The sequence below is a fragment of the Paraburkholderia sp. genome (assembly GCF_026225065.1).
Lineage (GTDB): Bacteria > Pseudomonadota > Gammaproteobacteria > Burkholderiales > Burkholderiaceae > Paraburkholderia.
The window spans coordinates 1-11,087 of the sequence record NZ_JAMFSB010000147.1; the positions used below are offsets into that span (position 1 = coordinate 1).

12 protein-coding genes are annotated in these 11,087 nt (G+C 60.3%); 5 read left to right on the forward strand and 7 right to left on the reverse strand.

Going from position 1 to position 11,087, the window contains the following annotated elements; all coding sequences use genetic code 11:
- A partial coding sequence (locus M0954_RS11355; protein ID WP_297353238.1) for an OsmC domain/YcaO domain-containing protein occupies positions 1 to 1,803 on the forward strand: 1,803 nt, incomplete at its 5' end.
- Here the strand turns inward: M0954_RS11355 and M0954_RS11360 are convergent.
- Positions 1,800 to 2,843: a fatty acid desaturase gene (locus tag M0954_RS11360; protein ID WP_297353240.1), complete on the reverse strand. Its 1,044-nt coding sequence runs from the start codon at positions 2,841 to 2,843 to the stop codon at positions 1,800 to 1,802. The genes M0954_RS11355 and M0954_RS11360 overlap by 4 nt on opposite strands.
- A gap of 243 nt (positions 2,844 to 3,086) precedes the next feature.
- Here M0954_RS11360 and M0954_RS11365 point away from each other — a divergent pair, with 243 nt between their 5' ends.
- Positions 3,087 to 3,581 carry a MarR family winged helix-turn-helix transcriptional regulator gene (locus M0954_RS11365; protein ID WP_297353242.1) on the forward strand — a complete coding sequence of 165 codons (495 nt, stop codon included), beginning with the start codon at positions 3,087 to 3,089 and terminating at the stop codon, positions 3,579 to 3,581.
- Between the two features lie 60 nt (positions 3,582 to 3,641).
- On the opposite strand, the gene M0954_RS11370 is transcribed toward M0954_RS11365, so the two are convergent.
- The 5 genes from M0954_RS11370 to M0954_RS11390 form a co-directional block, all read right to left on the reverse strand.
- On the reverse strand, positions 3,642 to 4,382 hold the full coding sequence (locus M0954_RS11370) for a CDP-diacylglycerol diphosphatase (RefSeq protein ID WP_297353254.1): 741 nt from the start codon (positions 4,380 to 4,382) through the stop codon (positions 3,642 to 3,644).
- 101 nt (positions 4,383 to 4,483) lie between these two features.
- Positions 4,484 to 5,938, reverse strand: a complete 1,455-nt coding sequence (gene iaaH / locus M0954_RS11375; RefSeq protein ID WP_297353244.1) for an indoleacetamide hydrolase — start codon at positions 5,936 to 5,938, stop codon at positions 4,484 to 4,486.
- Between the two features lie 138 nt (positions 5,939 to 6,076).
- Positions 6,077 to 6,295 carry a transcriptional regulator gene (locus M0954_RS11380; protein ID WP_122159624.1) on the reverse strand — a complete coding sequence of 73 codons (219 nt, stop codon included), beginning with the start codon at positions 6,293 to 6,295 and terminating at the stop codon, positions 6,077 to 6,079.
- A gap of 368 nt (positions 6,296 to 6,663) precedes the next feature.
- A complete protein-coding gene (locus M0954_RS11385; RefSeq protein ID WP_123387439.1) occupies positions 6,664 to 7,317 on the reverse strand; it encodes an NADPH-dependent FMN reductase in 654 nt (217 codons plus the stop codon).
- A 307-nt stretch (positions 7,318 to 7,624) separates the two neighbouring features.
- A complete protein-coding gene (locus tag M0954_RS11390; RefSeq protein ID WP_133894935.1) occupies positions 7,625 to 7,996 on the reverse strand; it encodes a hypothetical protein in 372 nt (123 codons plus the stop codon).
- A 587-nt stretch (positions 7,997 to 8,583) separates the two neighbouring features.
- Between M0954_RS11390 and M0954_RS11395 the strand changes: the two genes are divergently transcribed.
- Positions 8,584 to 8,868 (forward strand): hypothetical protein, encoded by a 285-nt coding sequence (locus tag M0954_RS11395; RefSeq protein WP_297353246.1) that lies wholly within the window; start codon positions 8,584 to 8,586, stop codon positions 8,866 to 8,868.
- Between the two features lie 32 nt (positions 8,869 to 8,900).
- Here M0954_RS11395 and M0954_RS11400 read toward each other — a convergent pair whose 3' ends face one another.
- Positions 8,901 to 9,305: a helix-turn-helix domain-containing protein gene (locus M0954_RS11400; RefSeq protein WP_297353248.1), complete on the reverse strand. Its 405-nt coding sequence runs from the start codon at positions 9,303 to 9,305 to the stop codon at positions 8,901 to 8,903.
- Positions 9,306 to 10,021: 716 nt separating this feature from the next.
- On the opposite strand from M0954_RS11400, the gene M0954_RS11405 reads away from it, so the two are divergent.
- Both M0954_RS11405 and M0954_RS11410 read left to right on the forward strand, forming a co-directional pair.
- Positions 10,022 to 10,870: a DUF2092 domain-containing protein gene (locus M0954_RS11405; RefSeq protein WP_297353250.1), complete on the forward strand. Its 849-nt coding sequence runs from the start codon at positions 10,022 to 10,024 to the stop codon at positions 10,868 to 10,870.
- On the forward strand, positions 10,867 to 11,087 hold a 221-nt coding region (locus M0954_RS11410), incomplete at its 3' end, for a hypothetical protein (RefSeq protein ID WP_297353252.1). The genes M0954_RS11405 and M0954_RS11410, both read left to right, overlap by 4 nt.

The window sequence follows — 11,087 nt, forward strand, 5'->3', positions numbered from 1 at the left end:
GATGCTCAGTCCTTGCTGATGTTGAAGCCGGCTTCTGACGCGAGCACCTATATTGCGGGCAAGGATCTGCCGTTGGAGCAAACCATCGCCATTATGTCGGGCAGATTGGCGGACCTGGGCATGAAGATTGAAATCGCTTCGTGGCGCACTATCGTTCCCAATGTGTGGTCGCTGCATATCCGCGATGCGCACTCGCCGATGTGTTTTACCAATGGCAAGGGAGCGACCAAAGAAAGCGCGTTGGCGTCAGCGTTGGGAGAGTTTATCGAGCGCCTGAATTGCAACCATTTCTATGGTGGTGCGTTTTGGGGCGAAGACATCGCCAACGCGGAGTTCGTACATTACCCGAACGAGCGCTGGTTCAAGCCCGGCCGTAAGGATGCGCTGCCGGCTGAGATTCTGGATGCGTACTGTCTGGAGATTTACAACCCCGACGGCGAGTTGCGTGGCTCGCATCTGGTCGACACCAACTCCGGCAACGTGCAGCGCGGTATCTGTTCGCTGCCGTTCGTGCGGCAGTCGGACGGCGAAGTGGTGTACTTTCCGTCCAACCTGATCGAAAACCTGTACGTCAGCAATGGCATGAGTGCCGGTAATACGCTGGCCGAAGCGCAGGTGCAATGTCTGTCCGAAATTTTCGAACGGGCGGTGAAGCGCGAAATTCTGGAAGGTGAAATCGCACTGCCTGATGTGCCGCACGAAGTGCTGGCGAAATACCCTGGCATTCTGGCCGGGATTCAGGGATTGGAAGAGCAGGGCTTTCCGGTGCTGGTAAAGGACGCGTCGCTGGGTGGGACCTATCCGGTGATGTGCGTCACCTTGATGAACCCGCGCACAGGCGGTGTCTTTGCCTCGTTCGGCGCGCACCCAAGCTTCGAGGTCGCTCTGGAACGAAGTCTAACGGAATTGCTACAGGGGCGCAGTTTTGAAGGCCTGAACGATTTACCTCAGCCCACCTTTGTCAGTAACGCCGTGACTGAACCCAATAACTTTGTTGAGCACTTCATCGATTCCAGCGGTGTGGTGTCGTGGCGCTTTTTCAGCGCCAAAGCGAATTTCGAGTTTGTTGAGTGGGATTTTTCTGGCCAGGGTGGAAACTCCAACTCCGACGAAGCAGCAACCTTGTTCGGCATTCTCGAAGACATGGGCAAAGAATCTTACATGGCGGTGTATGACCAACTGGGTGCCGTCGCCTGCCGGATTCTGGTGCCCGATTATTCGGAAGTTTACCCGGTAGAAGATTTGATCTGGGACAACACAAACAAGGCGCTGCTGTTCCGCGCCGATATTTTGAACTTGCATCGACTGGACGATGCCGCGCTGGCAGCCCTGCTTGAGCGGTTGGAGAACAGTGAGCTGGACGAGCACTCCGATATCGCCACTTTGATCGGCATCGAATTTGACGAGAATACGGACTGGGGGCAGCTAACAGTTCTCGAGTTGAAGCTGCTGATTCAGCTCGCCTTGCAGCAATTCGAGGAGGCGCAAGAACTGGTGGGCGCATTCCTGCAGTACAACGACAACACGGTCGAGCGCGGATTGTTTTACCAGGCCCTGAATGTGGTGCTAGAGGTGCTGCTCGATGACGACCTGGAACTGGACGACTACGTGGTCAACTTACGTCGGATGTTTGGCAACGCCCGGATGGACGCGGTAATGGGGGCCGTGGACGGCAGCGTGCGATTCTTCGGGCTCACGCCAACGAGTATGAAGCTGGAGGGTCTCGATAGGCACCACCGCCTGATCGACAGCTACAAAAAATTGCATAAGGCGCGGGCCAACGTGGCGGTTACAGCCAGTTAGGGTGACGAGTCATGGCTGGGAGGGATAACCACCATGAATTTAACCCGCAATTTACCCGCAAAACTGGCGGAAGCAGGCGGATTCCTTTGGATGAGATCGGACAGACTGTCATGCGCCGGATGCGCGACTGGAACGAATGTAAAGAGCCTCAACCATTCGCAGTAGCCCCTTACCAGAAAGCCTCCCGAGCGTTCTATGTATTGGTGGTGGGACGCTTCATAGACTCCGCGCAGTGCAAACCACGGTATGTGCGGTAAGTCGTGATGCACAGCATGATAGTTGTTGTTCAAAAACAGCAGACGCCAGAACCACGCAGCTTCGTTGAGCACGGTGCGGTGCTCGACAGCTTCGGCTACACGATGCTCGTGGAACGAGCGGACCGAACTCAACGACAACGCGCCGTAGCCGATGCCGAGCATAAACAGCCACACAGGTATTCCGCAAGCTGTGTGCAGCCACCACGCAAGGCCGCCGAGGGATGCGCCATGGGCGAGCCACAACGGGACCTCGCGCCAGTCGCCACGACCGACCTTGCGCATCGCGTCGATGGTCGTCGCAGCGATCGCGAAGGCCGGCCCTACCAGCAAGCGCCCGACAAACGTATTGCGTAACATCAGCAGCGCGCGTGTCGCGGTGCCTGCACGTTGCCACGTTTCGCCGGTGACGAAGTAGCTTTCCGGGTCGTGCTCGGGGCGTGTCAAATGCACGTCGTCGTGATGGCGCAGATGCGAATTGCGGTAGATGCCATACGGGAACCAGACGGCGAGCGGGGCGAAACCGAGAAGGCCGTTGACGAGGCGCGAACGCGTAGGGTGGCCGTGTAGCAATTCGTGCTGCAAGGACATATACCAGGCGCTCAACAACGCCAGCAGACCGGTGGTGAGCGGCAGCCCCAGGCTACGCGCGTGCGTCGCGATGCCGAACCATCCGACGTAAATCGTGACGATCAACACCCAGGTCGGCCATTCTGTGCGCCATGTCCAGCTCGCGCTCATGCGCGCCAAGGCTTCGCGTTGCTTGTCGTCGAGGTAAATCGCCATCGGCAGAGTACGGGTCGGGCCGGATCAGGATGCAGGGGGCGTCAGAAGACGCGTTAAAACCGATCCTACGGGGAGCTGCATCTGCGACGAACCAATTTGTTTCGCAAAGCATCTGCGAAAAAGCGCTTAGGACGGTGGCGCGGGGTGTCGGGGCCCGCTGTCCCCGCGCCGTGTTACCGGTTAGTATCAGAGCACGAACGTTAAAATATTCGAGTTCTGATACTTCCAATACGTCTGATACCCATGCACAAACCGGCCGCCACACACGATCGATCCGACGTACCCCGCATTGGCGAGGGCAAGCGCGGTGAGGAGGGGTATATCGGCTACCTGCTGCGTCAGGCGGGGGGCGCTCACCGGTTGCGCATGGAGCGGGCGTTGGCCGACCTCGGCGTGACGCCGCCGCAGTTCACGGTGTTGACGATGCTGGTGGCGTACCCCGGGTTATCGAATGCGGACGTTGCCCGCCTCGCCATGCTCACGCCGCAAACCGTCAGCGTGATCGTCGCGAACCTGTTGCGCAGCGGCGCAATCGCCCGGCGGCCTCATGCAGTTCACGGCCGCATTCAGCATATCGATGTCACGGAGGCCGGCAAGGCGCTGCTCAAGCAATGCCGCTCGCGCGTGAAAGCGATCGAGCAGCAGATTCTCGCGGGTTTCAACGCTGCAGAGGAGAGTGTGATTCGCCGCTGGTTGGTGAGTGTCGCTGTTGATGGCGGTTCGAACGAGGCCGAGTGAGCTTGGCTGACGAGCGAGGTTGACCAGGTGGCCGCCAGCTACGCAGAAGCCAACTACGCGTTAATGAGCGGCGGCCAGATGGCAGGCATGATCGAGCAAGCCTTCAGCGGTGCCGCTGCCATTGTCCACGTCCAGTCCGCTATTGAGCACGAGCCAGCCGTCCTGGTCGGCAGAAGGTCCTGCGCCGGTGACGAGGATCGTCTGCGTCGCCATCGACTGCGAGTCCGGGTGATCGCGCGCAACGATGCGGAACGGGTCGTTGTCTTGCGACAGACTGGTGACGTGCATGATCCGGTAGCGAGCGCCGTCTATCGTCTCCCAGTGCCATTGGCCAGGCTGATCATGGCGGTAAGGCGCCAGCGCGTCGATGATATCCGTGCGCATGCAATCCATATGAATATGCAGTTGCTGTTGCGAACGGCGATACTCCGAATTGATTTCCAGTCCGAACTGATCGGCGGCGAGTGGTTGCTTCAGCGATGCTTCCACGGTATTGCGTGAGCTCCAGCCGTCGGCCCAATAATCCGGCGCATTGGGCGCGACGATGCTCGGGCTTTCGATGCCGGTGACGCGCTCAGTCGGAATCAGCAGATGCTGGCTGCGGCCGCTGATGTCTTTCAGAATCGCGTAGTGGCCAGCCAGGTCCACGCTCGTGCATTGACCAGGATGGCCGCTGGCGCGCGCTTCGGGCACGCATTGTCCGCCGACGATTTTCCATAGCGCGTCAGGATCGGCCGCAGCAAGCTCGGCGCAACTGCTTGCTACGACAGCGACTGCCACCAGAGCGGCCGCCTTGGCCATCGCGAGACGTGCGCGGCCGCTAAAGTTCCTTCCGGTCTGGACCGTGCGAGCTGACTCGCGCAAGCGGCCGTCAGCGGCCGCTGAGCCTCTCCGCGCGCGCATCAAAGCGTCGGCGCCGGTAGCGCGCCGAGCAACTGCTCTAACGCCACGCCGATGGCCAGCAGCCGCCGGTCGCTTCCCAGCGGGCCGTCTAGTGCGAGACCGACCGGCAAACCTTCAGCGGTCAAGCCTGCAGCCAGCGACAGGCCCGGAATGCCCGCGTTGCTAGCCGGCTGGACGTTGCGCAGATAAGCGTCCATTTCGTCGATGGGTGCGCCGCCGTTAATCGACACGGCCGACGAACCTGCGAGGTCATCGATCGGCACCGCGGCGAGGCGGGTGGTCGGGAACAACAGTGCATCGAGCTGTTGCGTGGCGAAGGTCTGGGCATACAGTTGCTGAAGCTGTGGCCGCCATACGGTCAGGGCATCCTGATACTCATGTGCGAGCGGGTCGGCGAGCACCGAATCGTAGATGTCGCGTACATCCGGGCTGGCAATACGTGCGGCCAGCTCGGCCAGCGTTTTGACCGGCGCATCGTTGGCGACGAGCCATGCCGGCACATCCACATGCGCTTCGTGAATCGCCACCGCCGAACTGACCTTGCTGCTCAGTTGCAACAACTCGTCCATCCCGACCGGCACCAACGTTACACCAGCCGCCTCGAGCCGCGTCAGCGCGTGCCGTACGACGTCTTCCAGCGCGTACTCCAGTCCGTCCCATAGCGGCGCCGGCAAGCCGACGCGCAGACCGCTCAGCGCAACCTCAGGCAACGGCCCGGCACCGGTCACGACGCCGTCCAGCAGCGCAAGGTCGGCGACATCGCGCGCCATGGGCCCGACGGTATCGCGCGTATGGCTGATTGGGACCACGGCGTCTGGATCGTGATAGCGGCGCTCTGCGCCCCCATCGCCTACCGATGGACGAAAGCCGGCCGTACCGGTCAGCGCCGCAGGAATGCGGATGGAGCCGCTCGTATCGGTGCCGAGTCCGGCCGGCACGATGCGCGCCGCAATGGCGGCGGCGGTGCCGCCCGATGAGCCGCCCGGAATCAGGCCCGGATCGTAAGGGTTGCGCACGTGACCGGCATGCGGCGCGAAATTGGTGCTGGTGATGCCGCACGCGAGCTCGTGCATGTTGGCCTTGCCGAGCACGATCACGCCCGCGTCGAGCAGGCGCTGTACGGTGGGCGCATTGGCGCGCGGCACGAAGTCTTCCAGCGCGGGGGTACCGGCCGAAGTGACGAGCCCTTCCGTATTGATGTTGTCCTTGACGACGATCGGTAGACCCGCAAGCGGTAATGCCGAGCGCGCTTCAGGTGTCATGGCGTCGATCCGCCTGGCCGCATCGAGCGCGCCCTCCATGTTGAGCGCAGTGAGGGCGTTGAGGGTCGAAAGCGCCGCGGCGCGAGCGAGTAACGTGGCGATATAGTCCGTGGCTTTCAGCCGGCCGGTCTGGATCGCAGTCACCGCTTGCGTTGCCGTTAGGGCCAACTGTTCGTCGACGGTCCATGTCATGCGTGAGATCTCCTCGAATGACGCCTATTCTGTCACAGCCATTCCAGACGCGTCATCGAGCAGACCGGCGCATGGCCGTTCTGTTCAGGTCAAACCCAACCGGCACACCAGCTCCCACTGGTGCGTGTCACGTATTGGTCATTGATGGTTGTCGATCCACATGCGTCCCCAGCGGAACGCGTAAGCGACCGCATGTTCTTCGTCGAAGAAATAGTCGAGTGCGTCGAACGAATGTGCCCGGCTCGGATCTGCAGTGGTTTTGCCGATGGTCAGATTCGCGGCGAACAGCCCATTGGGCAGTTGCTGTGCGACCGGAGCGACCTCGTAACCTTTGTATTGGATAGCTTGTCGATTCATGATTTTGGCGATGTTTCTGCCCATGTGCGTTGCAATGGAAGCCAGACGCATAGTGTCGACCGGAGGGTCGGCGGGCAGGAACAAGCGTAGGCGCGGTAGCCTCGCCAGTGAACCAATCATTCGTCGCAAGCAAATTACGCTCGACCTGGAACTGTCTTCGCAATTTCGGATGAGGCGACCCCGGATGCGTCGAGACCACTATCCGGCGCGCCGTGCTGCCTGTCTGTTACTTGGCACACGCAGCGTGTTGGCGCTTTTTTAGGGTTGATTCAGGCGTGTTGTGGCTTTGGCGGCGTATGCCGATGCAGGTAGCGGCGCCGCTTGATTTGCGGCGTGGCGCCGGGGCGCCGCGTACCTTCGCGTGCCTGTTAGCTGGCGAGCGTGAACACCTTGGCCGTGCGGCCCTCGGGCGCTGCACCCCGAGGCACCGACGTGTGCTGCGTACTAAACGCGAGGGCGAACTGCGCGGCCTGCTGGCCGACTGTAGCGAGCTGGTCGACCACTTTCGGGTCGGAGCAGGTATCGACGGTTTCGAAGCGCGTCTCGAGCGTATTGATGCCGGCGCCAAACGGCGTGGGCCAGCCGCGCAAGGCATGCACGATCGAGCGCAGCGACGTCAGCACCGAACCGGCGGCTTGCCAGCCATAGGCCGTGACCACGCAGCCGACTGCACGGCCGTCGAGGTAAGGGCGCTCGTCGGCACGCAGTTCTTCGAGCGTGTCGAGCGCATTCTTCACGAGACCGGAGACGCCGCCATGATAGCCGGGGGTGGCGATGATCAGCGCGTCCGCTTCGCGCACGGCTTCGATCAGTTCGAGCTGTGCGTCGGTCCTTTGAGCGTCTTCAGGAGCGTAGTGCGGCAGGCTATGCAGGAACGTGCCGCCGAACAGGCGGGTGCGCGCACCGGCGGCTTCTGCGCCGCGCAGTGCAAAACCGAGGGCACGCTCGGTCGACGATGCTGCACGCGTGGTGCCGCCGATGCCGATGACAAGTGGCCGGCGTTGGTGATCGAAACTGGTCAACGAAATGCTCCTTCGGTAGCGGTTGCCGGGGGCGCGGCGCAGGGCTGCGCGCAAACTCGCCCGGCAAACGGGACTCAACCCGCGGACTTAAACCGCCATCTTAGTGACCGATACTAGCAGCACGAAGCGACTTTTCGTTCTAACGATATACGCCGGGAGGGTTATCGATGCAGGGGCGCCGCGAAATGCACCTGAAGCGGGCATGGATAAGCAAAGCGAAAACGCTTCGTTGGCTGCGGACGGGAGGCGCCGCTATGATTGGCCCGTCTCCTCCATGACTCACTCCTTGACATGGGTCTCGGCCCCGCTATCGCAAGATGACGGGGCCATTTTTTTGCCACGGCGCAGTCCGGTCGCTTTGCGCAAAACGGGCGAGACGCTTGTGCACGTCCCGTATCACCTTGACGGGAGTCTCCTGCAACTGCTGGTCGTGCAGCGCCAGTAACCGTTCCAGCGCAAGGGCTTCGGCGTCTTCCAGGCGCCAGACATCTGCCCCGGTGGCCCGCGCCGCGCTGCGCTCAAGTGCCTGCTCCGCATGCGCATAGAGCGTGGCGTCAGCCGTGCCGAAGCCCGCTTCCTGCAGATACCAGGCCACGTACAGGACATGAATCAGTTCGCTCAACAGATGACCGTTCCCCGATCCGGCGCGCAACGCTTCCAGTGCGAGATGGCAGCGCAACGACCGCTCTCGGATGGACTGGAGCGTAAGCGGCAGGAGTATGGCTTTCGCTGCCGATTTCCCGCTGGAACCTCGCCGGGCCGGATGTTTTCTTTTATTCATTTTGGGTAAAACTCACAGACTTGCTGGATTTTGAGTCGCGATTTTATATGCGCTCGCTCTCATATTGATTTAATTTTTTGATTTTTAAAAGTCAGGCAGTAAATAATTTCGAGGAAATCCGGAGTCCCTGCGGGAATGACGTGTAATCATCAGGCCGATTTAACTATTCAGAATCATGCATTCCGGGTCGAAAATATTCGAATCGCTTGCGGGGTGAGCTTCTGGCCGATCCGGTCGGGGAAGGCGAACGTGCTGTGTCAAAACGCTGACATAATCGATCGAATATAAGGACCGATTTACATGCGGCATGCATTTTCTATGAAACCCCAGAATACGGCGCCGCCTCGAACGTCGCTCGAATGGCCTTAAGCCTGTTGCGCGTCGGCAACCCGTCCATAAAATTCAAACTGAATTTCCGTGGAGGTTCGATCCATTGTCACATCGATCTGTTACACGGAAAGGGACAACCCCCGTAGGAGACCGATGTGAGCAGCCGAACCACCGCTGTACGCCCCACGATTGCCGCGAAACACCCGTTCGAGAGTTGCTTCATGGACCTTGGAAGCCATTCGGCCGACAAGGCGTTGATCGCACTGACCGACGCTGTGCATGCCGAACAGCGCGACATGAATGCCTACGACTGCATCACCCAGGCGCTGCCCGGCGCGACGCTCAAGCCGGCCCTTGCATTCGGCACGGTGGGCGAGTTGTACCGTTCCTTTACCCGGCCAGCCGAATTCGGCAGGTTGAAGGACATCTGGCGTTTGTGAGGAGCATGAGCAGAGGAGGATGACGGACTCGTTCAACGGCTCGATTTTGACAGCCGGTGGCCGAGCCCCAGGTTGGTCGCGATCTGCCAGGCGTAGACGCGCGAGTACTGCACTCCGAAGCGCGCGGAGATCAGCTCGCGCAAGCGCACGTTGGTCCATGCATCGCTCGGGAAACCGTGTTCGCGCGCGGAGCCGCGCAGTGCGGCAGCGACCCATTCGAGCGCCGCGGCGTCGAGCGCGGACGAGCGGCCACCGACGCTCATCTTCTTCAACGCATCGAGGCCGCCGCTCTCCAGTATGGCCTTGTAGCGTTTGACGGTGGCGGTCGACAGATGAAGGGCGTCGGCCACCGCGCTGACCGAAGAACCCGCCATCAGCATCTGGCCCGCGCTCATGCGCCGGACGACAGTGGGAAGCTCTTCGGTTCGGGAGGGCATAGGTTGACCGTCCGTCAAAGTCCGGGCGCATAGGCAATGCGAGCGTTCCATCTGGAAAACCATGCCCAGCCGTTGTCACTGAACCCAGGAAACGGCCGCACAGGGGCGGATAGCATTACTAATAAATGATTTTTTATTGAATGTGTTGGAATGAGATAAAAATAATTGCGTCTGTGATTTTTTCATTTTTCCTATGAATAAGCGTGCGGGGATGCATAGTTCCGTCAGATTGAAACAATCCTCTCGATTATTTCTTGTTCCGATATCACCTTAATGACGCTTGATGTTCGGCAAGACGTTTGCTAGCATCCAATAACACTTTTACATGGTCTGCAGAATGTTGCAGAAACTCAATCCACACTGGGTTCACCGTCTGCCTGCCGCTTCTCGTTGAGAGACATCGTGCGGCGCTCCATCACCTCATTCTCTTATTTTAATGCGCGAACGATGAAGGATCATGAGGTATCGCCACTTTATCTATTATTTTTTGTCGCGAATTTCAATTTCACCACCATTCTCTGACAGAAAAACATCAATTGTTTTGGAATTCGATATAAATGGATTTGTCCGTTTGACCGTCGATTGACTCCCGGGCGACTGTGGAGTCGGAAATGGCAATTCGCGCTTGAGCACAGGCGCGGATAGAGAGCCGTACAGCAGGCTGCCCGCTTCGAACGCCGGGTCAGTGCAACGTTTCAATGATTTAGGAGAGCATAGTGAACCTGTTTATTTCGCGTCATGACAGCGAGCCTGCCTTGCGGGTGCGGCGCATGGTCCTGATGGGTTCCGCGCTGGCGGCGCTGGTCGGTGCCCCCGTAGTGCTCGCCCAGGCCCCCACGTCCGGGAGCGACGAGCCGGCTCAGACGCAACCAGAGGTGCAGTCGCAGGCTGTCGACGCGCTGAACAAGCTCGGCAACTACCTGCGCAGCCTGAAGAGCTTCCGTATCGAGGCCGATAGCGTGACCGACGCCGTGCTGACGACTGGGCAGAACGTCGGGTTTCTGCATCGCACGGAGATGTCGGTGCAGCGTCCCAACAAGGTCCGGGTTGTCGTTACGGGAAGCCGTGCGCCGAAGGGCCTGATCTACGACGGCCATACCTTCGTCCTGTTCAACGACACCCTTCATTACTACAGCAAGGTGCCGGCGCCGCCCACCATTCGCGAGCTGATCGCAGATGCTGACGACAAGTACGGTGTCCAGCTTCCGCTCGTCGACCTGTTCTACTGGGGCGAGCAGTCTGACGACGAAAAGTCGCTGACTAGCGCGCTGTTTATCGGGCTCGACAAGGTCGAAGGCAAGTGGTGCAACCACTACGCGTATCAGCAGCCGGGCCTCGACTGGGAGCTCTGGATCCAGGCCGGTGCGCGGCCATTGCCATGCCGGTTTGTCGTCACGGATACGACCCAGCCGTCCCGGCCACAGCATGCGGTCAACTATGAGTGGACGGTGAATCCCACCTTCGAAGCTGGGACCTTCACGTTCCATCCGGGCCCTGGCGCGAGGGAGATTCCGATGCGGGCGCCGACTACGACGGGTGACGACCAACAGGGAGATGCGCAATGAAACCACTGATGCGATTGACGGGTATTGCGCTCGCCGTGGTGTTTTCGGCGACCTCGACCTCGACGTTTGCCTTTGGGTTTCGTGGCAGCGCGCGCACCAGCATTCATGGAGGTGGGGGAGGAGGCTTCCATGGTGGCGGTGGCGGTGGCGGCGGAGGAGGTGGCTTTCACGGCGGCGGCGGCAATTTCGGCGGGGCGCAGGGCGGTGGTCCGTCTCA

Bases quoted from the DNA above. Each gene is read 5' to 3' on its own strand.
- M0954_RS11370 (WP_297353254.1), bottom strand. From the start codon at position 4,382: ATGGCCAAGGCGGCCGCTCTGGTGGCAGTCGCTGTCGTAGCAAGCAGT.
- M0954_RS11360 (WP_297353240.1), bottom strand. From the start codon at position 2,843: ATGGCGATTTACCTCGACGACAAGCAACGCGAAGCCTTGGCGCGCATG.
- iaaH (WP_297353244.1), bottom strand. From the start codon at position 5,938: ATGACATGGACCGTCGACGAACAGTTGGCCCTAACGGCAACGCAAGCG.
- M0954_RS11380 (WP_122159624.1), bottom strand. From the start codon at position 6,295: ATGAATCGACAAGCTATCCAATACAAAGGTTACGAGGTCGCTCCGGTC.
- M0954_RS11365 (WP_297353242.1), top strand. From the start codon at position 3,087: ATGCACAAACCGGCCGCCACACACGATCGATCCGACGTACCCCGCATT.
- M0954_RS11400 (WP_297353248.1), bottom strand. From the start codon at position 9,305: ATGCCCTCCCGAACCGAAGAGCTTCCCACTGTCGTCCGGCGCATGAGC.